The sequence below is a fragment of the Paracoccus acridae genome (genome assembly GCF_014642735.1).
Lineage (GTDB): Bacteria > Pseudomonadota > Alphaproteobacteria > Rhodobacterales > Rhodobacteraceae > Paracoccus > Paracoccus acridae.
In genome coordinates, this window is sequence record NZ_BMIV01000020.1 from 16,610 (window position 1) to 39,113 (window position 22,504).

At 60.5% G+C, this 22,504-nt stretch carries 20 protein-coding genes and 1 pseudogene; 13 read left to right on the forward strand and 8 right to left on the reverse strand.

What is annotated here, in order from left to right; all coding sequences use genetic code 11:
* Window positions 1–58 precede the first annotated feature (58 nt).
* The 9 genes from IEX25_RS17215 to IEX25_RS20460 all read left to right on the forward strand — a co-directional run bounded on the left by IEX25_RS17215 (window position 59) and on the right by IEX25_RS20460 (window position 7,784).
* Window positions 59–805: an ABC transporter ATP-binding protein gene (locus IEX25_RS17215; protein WP_188716724.1), complete on the forward strand. Its 747-nt coding sequence runs from the start codon at window positions 59–61 to the stop codon at window positions 803–805.
* The gene (locus IEX25_RS17220) at window positions 795–1,517 is read left to right on the forward strand and encodes an ABC transporter ATP-binding protein (RefSeq protein ID WP_188716726.1); all 723 of its coding nucleotides are present in this window, start codon (window positions 795–797) and stop codon (window positions 1,515–1,517) included. Before IEX25_RS17215 ends, IEX25_RS17220 begins: the two co-directional genes overlap by 11 nt.
* A gap of 15 nt (window positions 1,518–1,532) precedes the next feature.
* Window positions 1,533–2,402: a branched-chain amino acid ABC transporter permease gene (locus tag IEX25_RS17225; RefSeq protein WP_188716728.1), complete on the forward strand. Its 870-nt coding sequence runs from the start codon at window positions 1,533–1,535 to the stop codon at window positions 2,400–2,402.
* Between the two features lie 57 nt (window positions 2,403–2,459).
* A complete protein-coding gene (locus tag IEX25_RS17230) occupies window positions 2,460–3,458 on the forward strand; it encodes a branched-chain amino acid ABC transporter permease (protein ID WP_188716729.1) in 999 nt (332 codons plus the stop codon).
* Entirely contained in the window at window positions 3,448–4,740 is a 1,293-nt protein-coding gene (locus tag IEX25_RS17235) for an ArgE/DapE family deacylase (protein ID WP_188716732.1), read from the forward strand. The genes IEX25_RS17230 and IEX25_RS17235 overlap by 11 nt, the downstream gene beginning before the upstream one ends.
* On the forward strand, window positions 4,740–5,960 hold the full coding sequence (locus tag IEX25_RS17240; protein WP_188716734.1) for a Zn-dependent hydrolase: 1,221 nt from the start codon (window positions 4,740–4,742) through the stop codon (window positions 5,958–5,960). Before IEX25_RS17235 ends, IEX25_RS17240 begins: the two co-directional genes overlap by 1 nt.
* A gap of 42 nt (window positions 5,961–6,002) precedes the next feature.
* The gene (locus tag IEX25_RS17245) at window positions 6,003–6,908 is read left to right on the forward strand and encodes a DMT family transporter (protein WP_229665384.1); all 906 of its coding nucleotides are present in this window, start codon (window positions 6,003–6,005) and stop codon (window positions 6,906–6,908) included.
* Between the two features lie 217 nt (window positions 6,909–7,125).
* Window positions 7,126–7,566, forward strand: coding sequence for a GNAT family N-acetyltransferase (locus IEX25_RS17250; protein WP_188716738.1), 441 nt, complete (start codon window positions 7,126–7,128; stop codon window positions 7,564–7,566).
* 14 nt (window positions 7,567–7,580) lie between these two features.
* The gene (locus tag IEX25_RS20460; protein WP_188716740.1) at window positions 7,581–7,784 is read left to right on the forward strand and encodes an aminoglycoside adenylyltransferase domain-containing protein; all 204 of its coding nucleotides are present in this window, start codon (window positions 7,581–7,583) and stop codon (window positions 7,782–7,784) included.
* Between the two features lie 7 nt (window positions 7,785–7,791).
* Here the strand turns inward: IEX25_RS20460 and IEX25_RS17260 are convergent.
* The 4 genes and pseudogenes from IEX25_RS17260 to IEX25_RS17275 form a co-directional block, all read right to left on the reverse strand.
* Window positions 7,792–8,076 (reverse strand): annotated as a pseudogene (locus IEX25_RS17260) (transposase domain-containing protein); the annotation flags it as partial.
* Between the two features lie 443 nt (window positions 8,077–8,519).
* On the reverse strand, window positions 8,520–9,695 hold the full coding sequence (locus IEX25_RS17265; RefSeq protein ID WP_146038738.1) for an FG-GAP repeat domain-containing protein: 1,176 nt from the start codon (window positions 9,693–9,695) through the stop codon (window positions 8,520–8,522).
* A gap of 247 nt (window positions 9,696–9,942) precedes the next feature.
* The gene (locus tag IEX25_RS17270) at window positions 9,943–11,064 is read right to left on the reverse strand and encodes a S1C family serine protease (RefSeq protein ID WP_103174966.1); all 1,122 of its coding nucleotides are present in this window, start codon (window positions 11,062–11,064) and stop codon (window positions 9,943–9,945) included.
* 26 nt (window positions 11,065–11,090) lie between these two features.
* Window positions 11,091–11,309, reverse strand: a complete 219-nt coding sequence (locus IEX25_RS17275; RefSeq protein WP_103174967.1) for an antitoxin MazE family protein — start codon at window positions 11,307–11,309, stop codon at window positions 11,091–11,093.
* Between the two features lie 190 nt (window positions 11,310–11,499).
* Here IEX25_RS17275 and IEX25_RS17280 point away from each other — a divergent pair, with 190 nt between their 5' ends.
* On the forward strand, window positions 11,500–11,925 hold the full coding sequence (locus IEX25_RS17280; RefSeq protein WP_188716742.1) for a GFA family protein: 426 nt from the start codon (window positions 11,500–11,502) through the stop codon (window positions 11,923–11,925).
* A 265-nt stretch (window positions 11,926–12,190) separates the two neighbouring features.
* On the opposite strand, the gene scpC is transcribed toward IEX25_RS17280, so the two are convergent.
* Entirely contained in the window at window positions 12,191–13,699 is a 1,509-nt protein-coding gene (scpC, locus tag IEX25_RS17285; RefSeq protein WP_188716744.1) for a succinyl-CoA:acetate CoA-transferase ScpC, read from the reverse strand.
* A 253-nt stretch (window positions 13,700–13,952) separates the two neighbouring features.
* Entirely contained in the window at window positions 13,953–14,639 is a 687-nt protein-coding gene (locus IEX25_RS17290) for a chymotrypsin family serine protease (protein ID WP_188716746.1), read from the reverse strand.
* Window positions 14,640–15,306: 667 nt separating this feature from the next.
* Here IEX25_RS17290 and IEX25_RS17295 point away from each other — a divergent pair.
* Complete coding sequence (locus IEX25_RS17295) at window positions 15,307–15,933, forward strand: VPLPA-CTERM sorting domain-containing protein (RefSeq protein ID WP_103174989.1); 627 nt, start codon at window positions 15,307–15,309, stop codon at window positions 15,931–15,933.
* Window positions 15,934–16,048: 115 nt separating this feature from the next.
* Here the strand turns inward: IEX25_RS17295 and IEX25_RS17300 are convergent, their stop codons facing one another.
* Window positions 16,049–16,624 carry a hypothetical protein gene (locus IEX25_RS17300; protein WP_188716748.1) on the reverse strand — a complete coding sequence of 192 codons (576 nt, stop codon included), beginning with the start codon at window positions 16,622–16,624 and terminating at the stop codon, window positions 16,049–16,051.
* A gap of 422 nt (window positions 16,625–17,046) precedes the next feature.
* Here IEX25_RS17300 and IEX25_RS17305 point away from each other — a divergent pair, with 422 nt between their 5' ends.
* Both IEX25_RS17305 and thiC read left to right on the forward strand, forming a co-directional pair.
* Window positions 17,047–18,714: a BCCT family transporter gene (locus IEX25_RS17305; RefSeq protein WP_188716749.1), complete on the forward strand. Its 1,668-nt coding sequence runs from the start codon at window positions 17,047–17,049 to the stop codon at window positions 18,712–18,714.
* A gap of 447 nt (window positions 18,715–19,161) precedes the next feature.
* Window positions 19,162–20,955 carry a phosphomethylpyrimidine synthase ThiC gene (thiC, locus tag IEX25_RS17310; protein ID WP_188716751.1) on the forward strand — a complete coding sequence of 598 codons (1,794 nt, stop codon included), beginning with the start codon at window positions 19,162–19,164 and terminating at the stop codon, window positions 20,953–20,955.
* 128 nt (window positions 20,956–21,083) lie between these two features.
* Here thiC and IEX25_RS17315 read toward each other — a convergent pair whose 3' ends face one another.
* Entirely contained in the window at window positions 21,084–21,536 is a 453-nt protein-coding gene (locus tag IEX25_RS17315) for a GNAT family N-acetyltransferase (RefSeq protein WP_188716753.1), read from the reverse strand.
* Window positions 21,537–22,504: the final 968 nt, after the last annotated feature.

A 22,504-nucleotide genomic window follows, 5' to 3' on the forward strand; every position in this document is an offset into this window, starting at 1 on the left:
GGATGCCGCGGCGGCGCGGGCCGGTCCTCCTCCCCAACGACAAACTGGAGTCGGATACATGACGAACGTGGCAAGCGCGCCGCTCCTGCAGGTGGATGCGATCACGATGCGCTTTGGCGGCATCGTGGCCATCGACAACCTGTCCCTTGACGTGAAGCAGGGCCAGATCCTGGCCCTGATGGGGCCGAATGGCGCGGGCAAGACGACCACCTTCCATGTCATCGCAGGAGTCCACAAGCCGACTTTGGGGCGGATCCTGTTCCAGGGTCAGGACATTACCGGCATGCGGCCGGATGGGCGATGCCGGGCGGGGGTAGCGCGCACCTTCCAGATCACCCAGCCGTTCGAGCAGCTTTCGGTGACCGAAAACATCATGGTGGGAGCGCGGCCTTTCTATCATTCCATGGCCGAGCTGCGCCGCGCCTCCGAGGCTTTTGCCGACCAGGTCGGGTTGAGCGACAAACTGAATGTCCCAGCCAAGGGCCTTTCAACCGGCCAACGCAAGCGGCTGGAACTGGCGCGCGCCATGGCGACGCGCCCCAGGTTGCTGCTGATGGACGAGGTGACCGGCGGGGTCGATATGAAGTCGATTCCCGGGCTGATCGACTTGGTGAAGTCCCTGCGCAAGGACGGGCTGACCATCGTTCTGATCGAGCACAATATGAAGGTTATCAATGACCTGGCAGACGAGGCGATTTTCATGAACCGTGGCGCCCGCATGGTATCGGGTACTCCCAATCAGGTGGCGACCGATCCTTCGGTGGTCGAACTCTACCTCGGAGAGGCGAAAGCCGATGTCCACTGATCCTCTCATGCTCGTCGTCGAGGACGTTAGCGTTCTCTATGGCAACTACCAGGTATTGTGGGATGTCTCGATGCAGGCCCATGCCGGGCAGGTCGTGGCGGTTCTGGGGCCGAACGGCTCGGGCAAGTCCACCATCCTCAAGGCGATTATGGGGCTCACTCCTGTTCGCTCCGGTCGGGTGATCTTCAACGGCGAAGACATTACCAACCGTCCGGCGCATCAGATGATCGAACTGGGCATGTCCATGGTGCTGGAACGCCGTCGCCTTTTCACTGGCATGACCGTCTACGAAAACGTCATGCTGGGTGCCTATCACAAGAGCATCCAAAAGCACGCGAAAGAGCGTCTTGAATGGGTGGAAAGCCTGTTTCCCATCATCGCCGAGCGTCGCGACCAGATCGCCGGCAAGATGTCGGGCGGCGAACAGCAGATGGTTGCCATCGCCCGCGCCCTGATGTCGCGTCCCAAACTGCTGCTGATGGACGAACCCTATCTGGGGCTGACGCCGCGCATCGTGAACCAGATCGCCGACATTATCCGAAAGGTAAACGCTGAGGGTATCGCGGTGATCTTCAACGAACAGAACGTCAAGCTGTCCTTCGGGATCTCGAACTACGGCTACCTGCTGGAGAGTGGCCGGGTGGTCCTGAACGGCACAGGGGAAGAAATGATGAATTCCGACGTGATCCGCCGCGTGTATCTGGGTGAGTAGGGAAAAGCGTACAACATGAACTTGGCCATTTTTCTTGAACAGATCCTGAACGGGCTGATCACCGGCTCGATGTATGCGCTGATCGGGTCGGGGATCGCCCTGGTCTATGGCACGATGCGGGTGCTTAACCTCGCTCACGGCGAATTCTACATGCTTGGAGGGTATTTCACCTTTTACCTGATCGTGCAGATCGGGCTGAGCCCGCTGCTGGCAATTCCATTGGCAGTAGCCATCGCCTTCTGCCTGGGGGCGCTGATCCAGAAGCTGACCATCGAATATCTGATCGTGCGCGAGAACTGGGCCTTCACCACCATCGCGGCGACGCTGGGGCTCTCCATCGTCCTGCAAAACGCCGCACTGCTGATGTTCGGCGAGCAGTTCAACACCGTGCCCTATTACGTGCAGGGAGTGATGTCGATCGGGGACATCCGCCTGCCCTGGCAGCGGGTACTGATCTTCGTTGTGGCATTAGCCACTATCGCCGGCATGACCTGGCTGCTCAAATACACACGCTTGGGCTGGTCGATCCGGGCCACCTCGCAGGACCGGGATGCCGCGCAAGTTGTTGGTATTCCGGTACGGCGGATCTACATGATCTGCTTTGGTCTGGCCGCCGCGCTCGGCGCGCTTGCCGCGGCCATGCTGGCGCCGATCAATGCAATCAACCCTTGGGCAGGGATACCGATCCTGCTCAAAGGCTTCGTCGTCGTCATCCTTGGTGGGCTCGGTTCGTTCCCCGGTGCGATCATCGGCGGACTGTTCCTTGGCGTAGTCGAGGCGGTGGGGGTGCAACTCACCTCGTCGGAATGGCGAGACGTGATCTCGTTCACTTTGATGATTGCTGTGATCTGGTGGCGCCCCTGGGGCGTGTTCGGGACAAAATGACATGCGTCTGACCGCCGTCCACTCTACCCCTACAACCCACATTGCTGGAGGCCACTGATGTTCAGGCCATTCACCGCCCAGGCGCTGGTTGGCATGGTCGCCGCACTGGCCGCGATGCTGCTGCTGCCGCTGGTCAGCACTGACCCTTATCTGATGCACGTCATGGTTCTGGTGATGATCTTCGGGATCTTCGCCTCGGCCTGGAACCTGGTCACCGGCTTTGCGGGGCTCAAGACCTTCGGGCACCATGCTTTCTTCGGGCTAGGTGCCTATGGCTCGGCGCTGATGGCGATCCACCTGGGCCTGTCCCCCTGGCTGACGCTGTGGCTGGGCGGGCTGCTGGCTGGGGCCGCCGGGCTGTTGATCGGCACCCCGATTTTGCGGATCCGCTCGATGCCGCATGTTGCAATAGTAACCTTGGGCTTTGCCGAGATCGTCCGGATCTGCATCGCCAACCTCTCAGGGCTAACCCGCGGCGAGATGGGGCTTTGGGGCATCCCGCAATTCCAGGGCTTTACCTTGCCAGTGGTGGGCAAGGTCAGCTTCACCCCGGCGGACAAAGTGTCCTTCTATTACTTGGCGCTTGCGCTTACCGTGCTGACGCTGTTCGTCATCGTGCGGCTGATGCGGTCCAAGACGGGACTGGCAATCTTGGCAATGCGCGACGGCGAGGATGCTGCCGAAAGCCTCGGCGTGAACCTGACCCGGCTCAAGCTGCTGGTTTTTGGCCTCTCCGCCTTCATCGTCGGCATCGCCGGGGGGTTCTATGCGCATTACCTGTCGATCCTGACCCCGCATTCAGTGGTCGGGGTCGACCTTATGATCTCGATTATCGCCATGGTGCTGGTCGGCGGGCTTGGCACCTTTTCTGGGCCGTTGGTCGGGGCTTTGGTGCTGACTGTGCTGATCGAGGCGCTGCGCGATCTCGAGAACTATCGCCTGCTCGGCTACGGCCTTTTGATCGTGCTGATCGTCATGTTCCTTCCCCGCGGCATCGTGACCCTGCGGGAACGCCTTTCCTTCCGCCAGCAGGAGCAAGCCAACCATGGCTCTTGATGCAACCATCCGGCAGCGCATCCTCGACGCTGTAGATGCCGGGTTTGACGACCAACTGGATTTCACTGCCCAGATGGTGCGCTTTGATTCGACCCGCGGCAACGAGGCGGCGATGCAGGAGTTCATGGCCGCCGCCCTGCGCGAGCGCGGCTATGAAGTAGACCACTGGAAGATCGAAGTCGACGATATCAGAGACATGCACGGCTTTGCTCCAGTCGAGTTCGTAGATTACGCTCAGGCCTACAACGTCGTGGGCACATTGAAGCCTCGGCAGGCAACCGGCAGGTCGCTCATCATCAACGGTCACATTGACGTCGTGCCGCCCTGCGACGACGCCCGCTGGACCTCGCCTCCGTTCGAGCCCCGCATCGCGAACGGGCGCATGTATGGACGCGGCGCAGGGGATATGAAATCAGGTTTGGCCGCCGGCATCTATGCCATTGAGGCGCTAAGGGCTGCGGGGTTCCATCCCGCTGCCCCGATCTATCTGCAATCGGTGGTCGAGGAAGAGTGCACCGGCAACGGTGCGCTGGCCTGTATACAGCGCGGCTACAAGGCTGACGGAGCATTGGTGCCCGAACCCTTCGGTCCCTCAATCATGCGTGCCGAGGTAGGGCTGATTTGGGTCTGCTTGGACATTCAAGGCGATCCGCAGCACGCTTCGGCTGCGTTCCAGAACATCGGCGCCAATGCGCTGGAAAAGGCGATCCACATTTGGCCATGGATCAAGCGGCTGGAAACGGAATGGAACGCGCGTAAGGTGGACCATCCGGTTTATCGAGACCATCCGCATCCAATCCGAGTCAACCTGGGCAAGCTGTCGGGTGGGGACTGGGTGTCCTCGGTCCCTGCCAAGGCGCGGATGGAAGTGAGGATCGGCGTGCTCGAGGGCGAGGACTTGTCACAGATCAGGCAGGAAATACTCGATCGCGTCGCCGAAGCTTGCGCCACCGACCCTTACCTCCGTGACCATCCGCCAAAGTTGACCTTCCACGGCTTCATGGCTGACGGCTATGTGCTGGAACCGGGTAGCGAAATCGAGGGCGCTATGAGCTACGCCCATGAGGCCGTCTGGGGCACCCCAGTTACCAGCACGATCAGTTCGGCAGTGACCGATGCCCGATATTTCGGGCTTTACCAGGACACGCCCTCGATTGTTTACGGGGCGGTTTGCGGCCAGCCGCACGGGATCGACGAATATGTCGAGTTGGACAGCTTGAAGCAGGCAACCCGCGCCTATGCCCTGTTCATAGCCGAGTGGTGTGGGCTGGAGGCCCTGTGATGACCCTGCTTCGCATTGACGGCGAGCGGCTGTGGCAAGGTTTGATGCAGATGGCCGAGATTGGGCCAGGAGTGGCCGGCGGCAACAACCGGCTGGCCTTTTCCCCCGAGGATGACGCGGCGCGAGGCCTTTTCCGCCGCTGGTGCCAGGCCGAAGGGCTCTCCGTTCATTCCGACCGCTTCGCCAATCAGTTTGCCACCCGCGACGGGTCCGAGGACCTGCCACCGCTGCTGATTGGTAGCCATCTTGATACCCAGCCGACAGGGGGACGCTTCGACGGAGTGCTGGGGGTGCTGGCGGGGCTTGAGGTGCTGCGCTGCCTGAATGCTGCCGATGTCCGCACCCGGCGCCCGGTCACGCTGGTCAACTGGACGAATGAGGAGGGGGCAATCATCCGGCCGATGATGGGGTCAGAGGTATTCACGGGTGCGCTGGCGCTGGATCAGGCGCGGGCGATGACCGACCACCGGGGCCGCCGCATAAGTGACATGCTGGATGCGCTAGAGAACGGCGCTGGCCCCAATGGTCCCGGCTTCCCAGTGCATGCGTATATTGAGCTACATATCGAACAGGGTCCGGTCCTGGAACAGGCGGGGGAGGTAATCGGCGTAGTTACTTCCGGCATTGGGTTTCGCCGCTGGCAGTTGCGGTTTTCGGGGCAGGACGCCCATGCCGGACCAACTCCGATGGAGACGCGCAGGGACGCGATGGTCGCCGCCGCCCATGCGGTGCTGATCGCTGACCGCGCTGCCCGTGCGCTGCCCGGCGCGCGTGCCACATGCGGACGCATCGCCACCCCCAACGGCTCGCAGGTCACAGTCGCCTCGCAGGTTGAACTAACGCTGGACCTGCGCCACGAGGATCTGGCGCAACTAGACAGGCTGACTGCCCGGGTGCTGAGAGAAATCGAGGATCAGGCCCTCGCCTTGGGCGTCGGCTTCGCCTGCGAGAAGACTACGGATTCCTCGCCGGTGCCCTTTGATTCAGGAGTAATCGCAGCAATCGAAGCTGCGCGGATTCAGAACGGTTTTCCTGGGCGGCGGATTGTGTCAGGGGCTGGACACGATGCCTGCAACATGGCCCGTGTGTGTCCCGCAGGAATGATTTTCGTGCCGTCGGCCAACGGCATCAGCCACAACGAGACCGAATATACCAGTCCCGAGCACTGCGCCGCTGGGGCCCAGGTGCTGCTGGACAGCGTCCTGATGCTGGCTGGCTGACTGGGGAAGGGCAACATGTTGAGGCGCGGGCTCGGGTCTGTGATGATCATGTTGGTCGCCTTGTGCTGGGGGCTGAACTGGCCCGCTGTGCGAACGGCGCTGAACGAAATCCCGCCCTGGACGCTGCGGGCCATCGGCATGGGGGCAGGCGCGCTTTTCCTGCTCGCGCTGGCTCGGCTGACCGGCAAGCGCTGCTTGATGGTGCGCAACGAATGGTTGCCGGTGCTGGGATCAGGATTCCTGTCGATCACCGTATTCAACCTGCTGCTGTCTTTTGCCCAGTTGGCGGCGCCGACCTCGCGCGCGGTCATTGTGACCTTCACCATGCCGATCTGGACGATCATCTTCGCTTGGTTGCTGCTGGGTGAGCGGCTAGACCGGCGCCGCTGGATAGGGCTTACGGTTGGCAGCCTTGGGCTGGTCTGCCTGGGCTGGCCGCTGATCCAAAACAGGACCTTCAACTACGGTCTCGTTCTTGCATTGCTGGCAGGAATGAGTTGGGCACTGGGAACCGTGATTATCAAGCGCTTCCCTGTCGCAGCGCCGCCAATCACTATAACCCTCTGGCAGCTAATTGCCGGCGCGTTGGTGGCGACCATAGGAGTGGTGCTGTTCGAGCCACAGGTGCTGCGCGACGGACTGGGCCTAGCCGGCTGGCATCTGAGCACCTGGGTCGGACTAAGCTACCATATCTTGTTCTCGCAGGCCTTAGCGTACCTGCTCTGGTACTGGCTGCTAGCGCGAATACCTGCCGGAACCGCGGCCTTGGCGCTGTTGCTTGTTCCCGCGATCGGGGTGATTTCGTCGATCCTGCTGCTGTCTGAGCGGCCCACTACCGCAGACGTGTTGGGGCTGTTGCTGATGACCGTCGCGGCCGCGGTCGTCATGGTACCTGCAACACGGGTCGTCCCACACAAAGCAAGCGCTCAAGCGACAGGAAAGGTTTGACGAAATCATCTTGCATGCGAGCTAGTGTTCCCCACCTGACATAAGATTCCCGTGGAAGCAGGGTATCGGCTCGGATACGACAGCCTAAAGCGAAGTACTAGATGATGGCTCCGAGCCCTTTGCCGCCATTCGTCGCCTCGGCTAGGCTCTCATCAATCTGTGAAGCCTTGGCGTCCCACGCCTTGGGCGCGGACTTGTTGCAATAAGGATAGTGCTGATGTCAGTCACGGTTCGTCCTCTGTGCCCTGCCGACGAAACACAATGGAGAGCGCTTTGGAAGGCATACCTGGAGTTCTATGAAACTTCAGTTTCGGATCAAGTCTACGCGACAACATTTGGCAGGCTCGTAGATCCGACCCTTTCGACACAGTTTGGCTTGATCGCAGAGGCGAATGGTCATGCTATCGGCCTTGTTCACGCCATCCTTCATCCGCACAATTGGCGCGTCGAAGATGTCTGTTATTTGCAAGACCTCTATGTGGTTCCAGAAGCTCGCGGCACCGGAGCGGGACGTGCTCTAATCGAAGCGGTTTACGCAGCGGCGGACGACAATGGCACGCCTTCGGTCTACTGGCTCACGCAGGACACCAATACGTCAGCACGACAGCTTTACGATCGCGTCGCGAAGGTAACGCCGTTCATCAAGTATCAACGGTAACGGCCGCGCTGTTCATGGCCTGCGCGACAAAGGCGACTGGCAGCAATGTCCCGGACTGTGTTGAAGAAGTCGGTAGCAAAGATGAGGCGGCACTTCGGGCGATCCCGAGACTTGCGAGAGATAAGGCCTTGACGCTGGCACATGCGCGGCAGGCCTATCTTGGCGAAGTCGCCGACAACTGGCACGGCGGTCGGGATGCAGGTAACCATCCGCCGTAGGCTGCGGTCAGGCGGCTTGGCGGTGCGTAAAAGGTTGCCAGTTCCAGGGAAGCAGGCCCGGCACCTGGAAGGCCGTCATATCCGGCGACCGGGCGAGAACGTCGGCCAGCCAAGCCTGAGGGTCGATGTCGTTCATCTTCGCGGTGACGATCAGGGAATACATGAAGGCGGCTCAGTTGCCGCGCTCGGAACCGGCGAAGAGCCATGACTTACGGCCGAGGGCCACGCCACGAAGCGCCCGCTCGGCGGCGTTGTTGGTCATGCAGATCCGGCCATCATCGAGGAAGCGGGTGTCCTGGACAGTAACCACCTCTATGCACGCTTCTTCCTGGATGAGGGCAAGACCATCGACACGAGCTGGTCCTTTTCGCCTCTCGTCCTGCCATCGAGGCAGCACTGGGGGATCGAAGTGGATCTTGACCCGGATGAGCGCAAGAAGGCCGAAGCCGCGAGCACTGCGGCAGGGAAAGCCTACAAGAGCTGTAGCGCGAAGCGGTCAGCGACGGATGTCTTGGGGCCTTGAGCAAATGTTCGCATTCACTCCACGCGACTCACGACGGGGCGGCATTCGAAGCCTGTTTGGCGTCGGGCAAGTCCTGAATACCGCCAGGGCCTAAGGCTTTGTTCAAGATCGCTGCGTCGCTCAGCAGGCCCGGGAAGCTTTCACTTCCCAGGTAGTTTCCTTGAGCCACGACCTGAGAGCGGGTCTGGAAAGAAGACGTAATACCTTCGATCTCAGTCTAGGCCGCCAGCACCGATAAGGCGCCAGTCCCTGCCAACTGGTCCGGCAATGTCGATGCCGTCCTGGCGTTGGCCATTGCGGATCGGCCAATAATGAACCTGGCCACTGAAGTGCTGCCACAGGATGTCATCGGTGGCATCGCCATTGAGGTCCCCGGAACCTATCAGCGTCCAATCTCTGCCAACGGGTCCAGCGATATTGATGCCGTCCAGGCGCTGACCATTGCGGATCGGCCAATAATGAACCTGGCCGCTGAAGTGCTGCCAGAGGATGTCGTCGGTGCCATCGCCGTTGAGGTCCCCTGACCCGATGATTTGCCAGTCCCTCCCAACTGGTCCAGCAATGTCGATGCCGTCCTGGCGCTGGCCATTGCGGATCGGCCAGTAATGAACCTGGCCGCTGAAGTGCTGCCAGAGGATGTCATCTGTTCCATCACCATTGAGATCTCCGGAACCAACCAGCGTCCAGTCCCTGCCAACGGGTCCAGCAATGTCGATGCCGTCCTGGCGCTGGCCATTCCGGATCGGCCAATAATGGACTTGCCCGCTGACATGCTGCCAGAGAATGTCATCCGTTCCATCATCATTAAGGTCGCCGGACCCAATCAGCCGCCACTCCCCGCCGACGGGTCCAGCGATATTGATGCCGTCCAGTCGCTGACCATTTCGGATCGGCCAATAGTGGACCTGCCCACTGACATGCTGCCAAAGAACGTCGTCCGTGCTGAGGGTCAAAGGCTGTCCGGTCGTTCCGATTAACTCAGCCACGAGATTAACTGTTACATCTCCCTCACTAGAGTTGCTGAGGCGGATTATATGTGGGCCGGTTGTCGATGCGACCACAGAGCCTGTCTGAATTGTCTCCCATTCAGCGCCGATGCCGCCATCATGCTCCCAGGCCGAACATGTCACTGTCACCGGGGGAAACTGGGCCTGCGTCAGTATTCGATTGATAGGCAGCGTCTCACCAGTGTTGGCCTCCTGGTTGGAGATGAACTCAGTTTCTTGTTGATTTCCAAGAGCGCAGGACAGCCTCCAATCGCATGTGCCGATCTCGTTGCAATCATTTACACGAAGCGATGTGAAATTCACCCTGACGTCGGCCTGAGCTGCTGAGCTGACGGCTGTAGATATTGCAGCCGCGCTTAATATGAAACCACAGGTTTTCATGATACGACTCACTAAACGGAATATAATAGAAACTGGTTATATTCAGTATCACTAGAACGATTTTGTGACAACCTTATTTATTCGCGCAAATACCCGCAAAAAGATATTGTGGAAATATACTATATTTCGGCCAGTATTCTCGCGGGCCGCTTCTATGGGCAGGTCCGCGGCCGACCACTGGCTAGTCCGCGCACCTTTGCCTGACAGACTGCTAGGTAGCTGTTCAACGTCCGCAGCCAGCCGATCGTCACTGCCCCGCAGCCAGGGTCACCATGACCTCGATCCTTCGGTCGTGCCGAAGGAGCCCCAGTTTGATTGCGTCACCTGCCTGCCGAACATCGAGGCCAGCTCTCAAATCTTCTGAGTTCTTCACAGCGACCCCGTCTATGGAGACGATCACGTCACCAAGGGTCACCCTGCCATCTCGGGTGATCCTGGCCGGCCTGAGGCCTGCTGCATCCGCTGGGCTGCCTGGCGTGACATCCAGCACCATCACCCCAGCCATTCCGGCGCGTGCCAGCAGGGCATCGCCACGCGGATCATGCGAAACGCCCAGCACAGGCGGCGCATAGCGGCCTGTAGCGATTAATTGCGGCACGACCCTGTTCACTGTGTCCACGGGAACAGCGAAACCGATGCCCGCACTCGATCCCGAAGGACTGTAGATCGCCGTGTTGACCCCGATCAGCCGTCCGGCGCTGTCCAGAAGCGGGCCTCCTGAATTACCAGGATTGATGGCGGCGTCGGTCTGGATCAGGCCGCGGATCATCGTGCCGCGCTTGCCGGGGAGCTCCCGATCAAGGGCAGAGACAATGCCGGTGGTCAGTGTCCAGTCGAGACCAAAAGGATTGCCGATGGCGAAGACGCCTTGCCCGACTTGCAGGTCCTCGCTGCTCCCAACTGCGAGGGGTAGGGGCCGCTCGGATCCCGCCTCGATGTGAAGCACTGCCAGGTCATGTTCGGGAGCCGTCCCCACGAGGCGGGCAGGATAGGCGCGGCCATCGGCAAGCCGCACCAATGCTGCCGTCGCCCCCTCGATGACGTGGTTGTTGGTCACCACATGGCCTTGCGCATCCCAGATGAACCCCGAACCGCTGCCGCGCGGAACGTCATAGGCGTTCCGGGTCCAGAAATCGACCACGCGGCTTTCAGTGGTGATCGAGACAACGCTATCCTTGGCACCTTCGAAAATGGCGATGGTGGTCTGCTCGTTCGTGGCCAGATCGCCGCGGGGAACAACGACCCTCGGCTCCCCGGCTGGCTCACGCAGAGCCAGTTCCAGGAGAGGAACGCCGCGCCAGACCAGGACGACGAGGATTGCGGCAAGTGTCACAAGCACGAGCCTTGGCAAAAATCCGTCTGCTTTCATTCGTAGTGTCCGCGGACTCCCGCCCTTCACCGCCACCCTTCCAGTTCCTCCAGGGCGGCATCCATATGGTCCGAGAGATCGGCGTCGCAACGATCCGAGTCTGCAATGAGCGCGGACTGACGCCGGCACTCCGCAGCAAAGCCGGGGCGGCGGGTATCGGGCATCCAGATCGGGACAGGTTGCAGACCGGCGGCGCGCAGGGCCTCCCGGCGCTTCCAAACTCGTTCCGAAACAGGGATTGGCATGACCCACCTCCTTTCTGTCGATTGTAGCAAACAGCCAGCCGGTGCCCAATCATGAACTGGCTGGCGACCCGTTCCGCCTGGCCTCACGTGAGTGGATCAGGGGGAACACGCAGTCTTCTTGGCCCATTGCAGTCGTTGCGAGCCCCGGATGCGGCATTTAGACTTCCGTCATGCATGGAGGTCACCGTCGATGAGCAACCTGAAACCACAGCACAACGGAGCCTGTCATTGCGGCTCTGTCCGCTTCAAGGTTCGTTTAACCGATGAGTTCAACACGATCCGGCGGTGTTCATGCTCCTACTGCCGTATGCGGGGAGCTATTGCCGTTTCGGCGCCGCTCTCGGAGATGGAATTCATCCAGGGCGAAGACAATTTGACGCTTTACCAGTTCAATACTGGAACAGCGAAGCATTATTTCTGCAAGACCTGCGGGATATATACCCATCACCAGCGACGCTCCGATCCAAGCCAGTTTGGTGTCAATGTTGCGTGCATTGAAGGCGTCAGTCCATTCGACTTCCCGGAAGTTGTCGTTACGGATGGCGTTCATCATCCGTCCGATACCCTTGGGGGCGACAGAATTGCGGGGATACTGCGGTTCAGCCCCACGGAGTAGCGGGAGGTGGCGGACGGCGGGTGCGTTTGCTGATCCGCCGGTCGACCATCCAACCCGGGTGTCTGCTGTGCGGACGAAGCTGCCGGTCACCCGCCTCGAAACTCTCTCCCAACGTCCTTCCTGGTCATGAGATCTTAAAAGCTCCTTCGGGCTGATCTAGCAAATAAACGTCCGAAACGCGTGCCCGCCCCGTCTCTGGCCGGGTTTGTTGCAAGAGGGTCATTAGTCGGCGCTGCAAAACCGTATCAGGCAGCCGGGGGAGCCGTTACGGCAACATCGACCCGGTCTCGACGAACCGTTGATGCCAGCTCAGCGCCTCGTTCAGCAACGACGGCGACTGCATCCCGTAGGAGCCTTGGCAGGCGCGGCGGAAGTAGTCGGCCAGGTGCGGGCGATAGTCGGGATGGGCGCAGTTCTCGATAATGACGGCGGCGCGCTGTTTCGGCGACAAGCCGCGCAGGTCGGCCAGACCCTGCTCGGTCACGATCACCTGGACGTCCTGGGTGATGTGGTCGACATGGGACGCCTGCGGCACGATGGCCGAGATGCGCCCGCCTTTTGCCGTCGACGGCGTCATGAAGATCGAGACATAGGCGTTGCGGGCGAAATCTCCCGAGCCGCCGATGCCGTTCTGGATGCGCGAGCCCATGATGTGGGTCGAGTTCACGTTCCCATAGATGTCGGCTTCGATCAGCCCGTTCATGGCAAGGCAGCCAAGGCGGCGGATCAGTTCGGGGTGGTTGCTGATTTCCTGCGGGCGCAGGATCATGCGGTCGCGATAGCGGCCCATGTCTGCATTGACCCGCGCAGCCGCCTCGGGTGACAGCGAGAAGGAGGTGGCCGAGGCCATCCGCAGCTTGCCCGCGTCCAGCAGGTCCAGCATCCCGTCCTGGATCACTTCGGTAAAGGCAGTCATGTTGTCGAAGGGGCTGTCGACGAGGCCCGTCAGCACCGCATTGGCGATGTTGCCTACGCCGGACTGGATTGGCAGCAGCAAGGCGGGCAGACGGCCCTTGGCAACCTCGTGGCGGAAGAATTCCATCAGGTGCCCGGCAATGGCGCGGGCAGCTTCGTCCGGCGGGGTGAAGGGCAGGTTGCGGTCGGGCGCATCGGTTTCGACGATAGCCACGATCTTCTCGGGGTCGCAGCGAAGCCATGGTTCGCCGATCCGGTCGTCGGCCCGCGTCAACGGGATCGGCACCCGGTCCGGCGGCAGTCGCGTGCCGTAGTAGATGTCATGCATCCCCTCCAAAGCCGGGTTCTGCCAGGTGTTGACCTCGAGGATCACCTTCTCCGCACGGTCCAGCCAGGTCTTGTTGTTGCCGACCGAAGAGGAGGGAATGAGCGACCCATCCTGACGGATGCCGGTCACCTCAATCACCGCCACATCCAGCGGGCCAAAGAAGCCCTGCCAAGCCATGGGAGCCACCTGGCTCAGATGCATGTCGAAATAATCCATCTCGCCGCGGTTGATCTTCTCCCGGGCAATGGGGTCAGAGTTGTAGGGCAGGCGGAACTCGATCCCGTCGGCCTTGGCAAGCGCGCCATCCAGTTCCGGCCCGGTCGAGGCGCCGGTCCAGATGCGGGTGCGGAAGGGTCGGCCTGCCTGATGCTCCGCTTCGATCCGTGCGGCCAGGGCCATGGGAACAGCCTTGGGGTAACCCGATCCCGTGAAGCCGCTCATCCCCACAGTATCGCCTGATGCGATCAGAGCCGCGGCCTCCTCTGCTGTCATGATCTTCGTGCGAAGCTGCGGGGGCGCGATGCGGGTCATGGTGCCGTCCTTCCGGAAAAAAGCTGCGGCTTGCCTTACACCCTGTGGATGAAGGATGTGAAGGTCGATGGCGGCAGGTTGCGCGTGTCAGCGCGCACCTGCCGGCACTCCACCGGAATGATGTAAGCCGCTTCAACCGACAGGCGCAGGCGGGCTGTCACGGCTCATTTGACCTGGTCGGGCGGTGCTCCGCTGGGCCGTCTTACTTCCGTTGGCCTTCGCCGGTTTCGGCGTTCCCGTGCAGCGAAGCAGATCAGGCGAGGCTCAGCCTCATCTCGTTAAAGATGTTCCTGATCTTGCATGCGTAACCCCCGCTCCCGTCATCATCGACGGCATGGAGGATGCCGACAAGCCTTCCTTCTCCGGTCATGATTGGCGCGCCAGAATCCCCCTCCGAGCCGAAACGCTTGGCGTTGTTAGCCGGATTGTCCTTGTCGAAGGTGATCTGTATCAGGTCATGGAAGTCGCCATAGGTGTAGCTCGACATGGTGATCCTCCCAACGGTCCTGCCGGTGGTGCGACCGTGCTTCTGGACGATCATGCCATCTACGGGATCGGCGATGTCCTTGATGTCTCCGATCTTCCAGACGTAGTTCCGATATTTGGTGTCGTCATCGAGGAGCGCGATGCCTGCGTCGAGTGTGCCCGCGTAATGCACTTCGCTTGTTGTGGCGACACCGTTGATCCAGCCCGCTGGCTCCGGCTGATAGACCCGGGCGTCAATCGGCGTAATGCCACCCTTTTTCTGCGGTTTCAGAACATGGCCTGCAGTCAGCAGGTAAGGTGGGCTGTCTGCCTCCACCACTCCGGGCTTTGGCCCTTGCCTGACGAAGCATCCAATTGTCCCGGGAGCAATATTGAATCCCCCGAAGCCGACGACTGCGATCTGAATACCCGCGGCCAGGGGGCGTTCCTTCCACACATAAGGTCCGGACGACATCGGCAACCTCCGTTTGACGTCGATGCTTGAGGCTCAGCAAGGCTAGGACTTCGGGCTGCCTTGAACGACAGCCCCGGATCGCGACGGGGTGGCCAACTAGCGGAAACAGCGTATCAAATTGGGGCATTGATTTCTACTAGAACGTCAGGCTGTCCAGTTGCCTGTAGGCCCATGCACGAAATCATGGCGGTCCTTCCGCACGCTGCGATCCCGCACCGCCGGCGTAAGCGGAATGACCTGCCCCCAGGAGAACCCTGCGATAGGCGATCCGAATCCTTCTCACACGCGTTCGCTGCACGTCATGGCTGAATTCCGTGGGACACTGGAAAACGTGCAGGATATACGAACCACAACCATTATATCAGGTTGTCGAAGATCTTCGGTATTCGCCAAGTTTCGCCGTCTAGAGCCACATTCGTCAAATATGGTTGGCCCGAATTGGATTGATATAATCTTCCATCAGGGGACGCGGCCGCCATTAACTTTGAAAATCCCCAGTTCTGTAAGATCAAAATCTACGACATTCTCGCGCATCTCACGGTTGAGTAAATAAAAACATTGATTTTACGAGAGAATCTTTCATCATTTCGAATGTGAGGCACGGGACAGAGGGTATCATCAGGCAAAACACGGCACCCCAGTTATCATCCGGAAGGAGGATCTGATAATGAGTATAATGTTGAAGGTTGCGGCATTTGCCGCATTTGCGGCCATGCCCTTTTCTGCGATAGCCGCTACGGTTACGCATGTGTTCAACAGCACTGCGCTTGCCCCGCTATACGGGTCCCAGGGAACTGAATGGACCACGGCTGATGGTTTTCTGACAATCAGCAGCACAGGCGGGGACATCTTCATCGGAGCCAATGCCCTTGGCGTCGCCCGGCCTGGTCAGGCGGTGCAGCTTTACCAGCAGCTGAACATCAACGAGACACTTCGTTTCTCATTCGCTGCCCCCGTCACCGACGTCACCTTCGGTCGCTCGGCCGGGACATTCCCGGTCAATCTCACGAGCTACGACGAGACTGGGGACGCGGTTTATTCGCTCTCAAGATCGTTCCCGAACTCCATACCGGTGAACCCGGCTGTCAACGGACCTGACAATCTTCCCATCCTGAGCTTCCTTCTCCAAGGGGTGTCAGGAACCGGCGCCGGAATAGCGAGCATCACCTACACGACCGCTGACATCCCGCCTCCGGCGCCTGTTCCGCTTCCGGCGGCAGGCTTCCTGCTGCTGGGTGGCATGGGCGCGCTCTATGGCATGCGTCGAAAGAAAGCGGCCTCCGAGGAGAACTGAACAGGAAACGGTATTCGCAGGTGGTGAAGGGAGGCGCCACTTGCGGAAGTGCAGAGAGTAACCAGCCGGAGTCGGCAAGTTTGCTCTCTGCCTTTTTAGTTCATCGCTGCGCCAGTCAGCTGTCCGGAGCGGCCTCGATCGAGTCAACAAAGTCCCCGGCCAGATCGCGCGACCGCTGCACCACCTCGATTGGCAGCTCGCTGGCATCCGCGGCCACGACCTCGCCCACCTGCACATTGAGCGCGCGTCCGCGGACCTCGGCGACACAGAACGTGTAGCCAAGCTCGCCCACCCGGGAAGTCATGCATTCCATCTCCGAACCGCCCGGGCTTTGAACTGTTTCGCGGGTGACAGGTATCTCTCCGCCGGCCATGTATGAGGCTGCACGTTCGATATTTCCCTCGATGCCGCGCTTATCCAGCGGATAAAGCAGCACCTGCACATTCCGGTCGTCCTCGGGCGTGCCATAGGTCGCCATGATCCTGCCTTCCTGCGGGCGGCTCTGGATGGAGGAGCGCACCAGGCCATCATGTTCTTCCGGGAACCCCGGCATGAAGGCATTGGTGACGGGGTGGCCCGCGACTTCATTAGGAGGGCCGTCTTGCGCCATGGTCGGGCCCGTCACGGAAAGGATGACGCCCGCTGCGACGGCGCAAGCGACAAGACGGCTCTGATGAAGGGCGGGGGGCATGCTGCTCTCCTTGGTCAGGTAACATTAGGGTTCTACAGGAGCGACTTCCTTGAACCGCGTCTAGCGGGACAACGGCTATCAGGACGGGCAGTTCACCTTTACCGGTGCTGCCCCCTGCTTCAGCCAGCAGACAGGCAAACCCGCCAAGGTTGCGTCTGTGCTCCTGCCCGCTATAACGCCCCCCATGCTCGATGACCTCAGCAAGAACGATGCCGTTGCATCGTTGCCAAATGCTTGCGCTTGCGCTGGAAACATCCCTTCCTTCCGCTGCGCGTGCCGACCGGTTGGTTGGCCCCATAGGTCTGTCTGTCGCTTTTCGCGAATCCTTTCACAGGCCTCTCAGAGAGCATCATCCCACCGCCTTGCCATGTGTTCGAAACACCGCGCCTCCTGATCATGAAAGGTTCAGAACGGAACAGCTTATGAATGACATAAACCCTCCTTTTATCGACATTAACATCCGGACAGCCGACGCCGGCTTCTATCAGGGATACTCCCTTCCCATCACCCTTGCCTCCAAGATCACTTTCGCCCTGCTGACCGTCTGGGCCTTGCTCCGACCCGGCAGCGCCGAGGCGATCCTGTCGCTGCTCAACACCGAAATCCTCGGCGTGTTCAACATGTTCTACATTCTTGCTGTAGGACTGTTCGCGTGGTTCCTGTTGATCGTGGCGGTTGTTCCTTCTTCCGGACGGCGCAGGCTGGGAAAGGAAGATGAAAAGCCTGAATTCACCACCTTCTCCTGGTTCGCTATGATGTTCGGCGCCGGCCTCGGCGTGGGCCTGATGGTCTATGCCACCGCTGAGCCGATTGGAAACTGGGGCAACAATCCCGACATCATTACCGGCGGGACCTTAGCCCATTCGGCCGATGCGGTGACGTCGGCTTATCGATACACCTTCATGCATTACGGCATCCACGCCTGGGGCATCTATGTCCTGACCGGTCTGTGCCTCGCCTACTACGCTTATACACGCGACATGCCCCTGACGATCCGCACGGCGCTTACCCCGCTGTTCGGTCGGCACATGAACGGCCCCATCGGCCACCTGGTCGACATCCTTGGCGTCGTTGCCACCATCCTGGGCGTGGCCGTTACCATCGGCTTCGGGATCAGCCAGCTGGTCGAGGGGTTCTACTCCATCACCGGGATGGAGTGGCTCCTGCAACTTGGTCAGGACGGCCGCCCTCCCGCGCCCTCCAGCGTCGGGCTGATCGCGGCTTTGATCGTCGTGATGGCGATGTCGACCCTCTCGGCAGTGTCTGGTGTCGGGCGCGGGGTCAAACACCTCTCAAACCTGAACCTCGTCCTGTCCACCATGCTGCTTCTGGTGTTCGTGGTCTTCGGCTCGGTTCTGTTCTCACTGTCGACCTATGGTTCGGCACTGGTGGACTACATCCTGCACTTCCCGGGCCTCTCGTTCGAAGCCTATTCGACCGGAACGGCCCTCGGCGATTGGCAGGCCGGCTCCACCACCTTCTACTGGGCGTGGTGGATTGCCTTTTCTCCCTTCGTGGGTCTCTTCCTCGCCCGCATCTCGCGGGGCCGGACGGTGCGCGAATTCGTGGTTGGGGCTGTCATCGCACCGTCGCTGGTCTGCTTTGCCTGGATGGCCATACTCGGCGGCACGGCAATCGATCTGGAGCTGTCGGGCGTCGCCCAAGGTGCCATCATCGATGCGTCCACCACCAACATGCTGTTCGCGACGCTGCAGTTCATCGTGGGCGAACAGGTCTATGGCATTGTTGCGATCATGTGCGTGGCGCTGATCCTGACTTTCCTCGTCACCTCGGCTGACTCGGGCCTCCTTGTCATCAACACAATCATGGCAGGCGGTGAGGAAGAAACCGACGTGCGCCACCGTATCGTCTGGGGTGTCCTGCTGACACTGGTCATCGGTGCCCTGATCATTGCAGGAGGCGGGGGGCTGATCGTGCTGCAGAACGCCATGATCATCGGAGCGCTGCCCTTCGCGTTCGTGATGGTTGCGATGTGCGTCTCGTTGGGCAAAGCGCTTTATCGTGACCATCAGCGCGACCGGTTTGCCGATGCGGAGACTGCGGGCCTTGTCGTTGATCGCATGAGCTGACGCTCGTGTTAAGGCCACGGGCCTCCGAGACAGGCCCGTGGTCCGGCAATTCGAACAAGCGAGTGTGGCGGATGCCTGCCCGTGACACGGCGCTCAGCGGGTCGCTCCAGGCTATTTGCACGGCATACTATTTTCGGCAGGATGTCTGCTATGCGGACGAAGCGGACAGTCACACCCCTCACTGCTTGACACATGCAGCACCTCAGTGCAGCTTGCCCGCACGTCAGGGGAGTCCCGCCTAGGAGACTGAGAGGCTGAGTGGGGGCAACCCCGGTGAAGCGACCCTTTGAACCTGACCCAGTTGATGCTGGCGTAGGAAGACCGAAGGGCAATTCCCCCAGTTGCATTCTGGGCGGTCCTTTCGGGCCGCTTGGCCCCGTTCGCGCGGTCATATGGCCTGCGCTTCCTTGCCATCCTCGCCTTGGTCGCGCGAATGGAGAGGAAGACATGAAAGACCAGCCGCAGCCCGCAATCACCACGGGCGCACTGCCCGCATCCAGCAAGCTTTACATCCCCGGCACCCTGCACGACATCCGCGTGCCGATGCGGCGCATCGAGCTGGGCGGGAGCGAACCCGCGCTGACGGTCTATGACAGTTCCGGCCCGTATACCGACCCTGATGCCGACATCGACATTGCTTGCGGATTGCCCGCCATGCGAGGCGATTGGCAGCGGATGCGCGGCGATGCCGTTGCCTATGCCGGGCGAGCGGTCATTTTGGCCGATAACGGTTTTGCCACGGGGGAACGCCTGACCCCGGCATTTCCGCGCGCCCTGAAGCCATCGCGCGCGACGCCGGGTGCGAACGGCACTGGCGCGATCACGCAGCTTGCCTATGCGCGCGCGGGCATCGTGACGCCCGAAATGGAATTCGCCGCGATCCGCGAGAATGAGGGGCGCGTAACGGCCGCCGCCCGCGATGGCGAGGGTTTCGGGGCCATGATCCCCGATCTGGTCACGCCGGAATTCGTCCGCGCGGAAATCGCGGCGGGCCGGGCCATCATTCCGGCCAATATCAACCATCGCGAGCTTGAGCCGATGGTCATCGGGCGCAATTTCCTGGTCAAGATCAACGCCAATATTGGAAATTCCGCCGTCACCTCGTCGATGGAGGAAGAGGTGGACAAGATGGTCTGGGCCATCCGCTGGGGCGCAGATACGGTCATGGACCTGTCTACCGGGCGCAACATCCACAATATCCGCGACTGGATCATCCGCAACTCGCCCGTGCCGATCGGGACCGTGCCGCTGTATCAGGCGCTGGAAAAGGTCGGCGGCATTGCCGAGGATCTGACTTGGCAGATCTTCCGCGACACGCTGGTCGAACAGGCGGAACAGGGCGTGGATTATTTCACCATCCACGCAGGCGTGCGGCTGCACATGATCCCGATGACGGCGCGGCGGGTGACGGGGATCGTGTCGCGCGGCGGCTCGATCATGGCGAAATGGTGCCTGCATCACCACCGCGAAAGCTTTCTTTACGAACGGTTCGACGAAATCTGCGACATCATGCGAGCCTATGACGTCAGCTTCAGCCTGGGCGACGGCTTGCGCCCCGGATCGATTGCCGATGCCAATGACCAAGCGCAGTTCGCCGAGCTTGAGACCCTGGGCGAGTTGACCAAGATCGCCTGGGCCAAGGATTGCCAGGTGATGATCGAAGGGCCGGGCCATGTGCCGATGCACAAGATCAAGGCGAACATGGACAAGCAGCTGGAACATTGCCACGAAGCGCCGTTCTATACGCTTGGGCCGCTGACGACCGATATTGCGCCGGGCTATGATCACATCACATCGGCCATTGGGGCCGCGATGATCGGTTGGTTCGGCACGGCAATGTTGTGCTATGTCACGCCCAAGGAACATCTGGGCCTGCCCGACCGCAATGACGTGAAGACCGGCGTCATCACCTACAAGCTGGCGGCACATGCGGCGAACCTTGCCAAGGGCCACCCGGGTGCGCAGCGCCGCGATGACGCGCTGTCCCGCGCCCGGTTCGATTTCCGCTGGGAAGATCAGTTCAACCTTGGCTTGGACCCCGACACCGCCCGCGCCATGCATGACGAAACCATGCCCAAGGAGGCGCATAAGCTGGCGCATTTCTGTTCGATGTGCGGGCCGAAATTCTGCTCGATGCGCATTTCGCACGACATCAGGGCCGAAGCGGAAAAGCAGCAGGGCATGGACCGCATGGCCGAACTGTTCCGCGAAGGGGGCGCGCTTTACATACCTCGTGAATAGCGCACGGAGATAGCCTTGGCACTCCACCGGATTAGGCGTGGAAGTTATGCGGGACCTTGCTGCCGCTCGTTCCGAAAACTGAAGCTGCGGGTGTGACCGGACGAGACAGGTCTCGCCCGGTCTTCGGCTCACCCTTTCAAATGCAGAGCTGCGTTCTGGTAGGGATAGCCGAAATCATCCACATTGCGCCGTGACAACTCCTTAAAGCCAAGCGACGCATAGAAGCGGACAGCCTGTTCGTTTTCGGTATAGACCTCCAGCGAAAGCTCGCCCTTCAGTTCAAGAGCATGCGCGATCAGTGTGCGGCCGACACCCCGGCCTTGGTGCGTTGGGGCGATGAATACCCCGCCGACAAAGCTGCCCCGCAGGCTGATGAAGCCGACAGCCTCACCCCAATGACATGCGACCCACGTTTCTGCTTTTGGAAGATATTCTTCTTCGATCAGCTGGCGCTGCTCCAGAAGCCTGAGTTCACCGATAAACGGATGCGCTTTCAGGGATGCTTCAAGCCAGATGGCTGACAGTTTTTCGGTGTCCCTCGCCGCGTCAAACGGGCGGAGGACTACGTCTTGGTTCTCCATGAGAACTCCATAGAAATCATGCAAAAAGGGCCGGCACTTCATGTGCCGGACGATGCCGCTACGCGCGGTTCAATCGGAGCCTCTGTGCATCAATCTCCTATTGGACACTGCCGCAGATACGCCGACCCTCTTAGGGGATCAAGGAGGGTCGAAAGGCGGCTTTGGGCTCAAACCGACCTTCCGCCTGATCTACACGCTGTTTCTGGTTTCTCCACTATTTCACTGCTTGTAGCAGGCGATCGCGGCGGTCTTGGTTCTCTACCTGAATTGGCGGCCCCTGGCAGCGCCTCCTGAATACATGTCCGGCATTGAGTTGCCGGAATAAACGCTGACCTGACCCCGGCGGCGGGTAGGGCGGCCTCAACTCATTCCGTCTGTCTTCTTGGCCGCCGCTGGGGCAAGTCTTCGAGAGGAAAACAAAAATGAATAATATGAGGAAACGGTCGTTTTGAGGCGTTCGCAATATACGGGAACGGTGACCGGTGTCGCAGCCGGGAAGAGCAGGGGGTCGGACATCTGGCCTGTTCGTCCTACCATGACAGGATTTCGGCACGCCGAGGCCAGCTAAAAACCGTCTCTCCAAATACGGAACCCGCCTTGTGCGGTGCCTTGCGGTCATGACCAGCATGCGGATCTTGCCGTCTGAAACCGTTTCCCCGGCTCGGCCGAATGTGATCCGCATCATGATCCTTCACCGCGGTCTTGGCGAAGGGGGGCCAGGGATGGATCATTCTCCAGGAGGGCCGAGGGGGGGTAAGTGGGGCAGATTTCGGGTGGTTCGGTTTAAGCTGGTTGAACGGTGACAAGCTCGGAGAGGAGCGGGATACGTCCTGCTGATCGGTTCAGCCCAAAGCGATCACCCAGAGGTCGTGTCGCGAATGTGGTGGAAATTGCCGAGCAGCGGGCTCCGGGCATGTAACGATGGCTCCAGTCAGGCCGCGAGGTCAAGGGACATTGGCTCGAGAGGC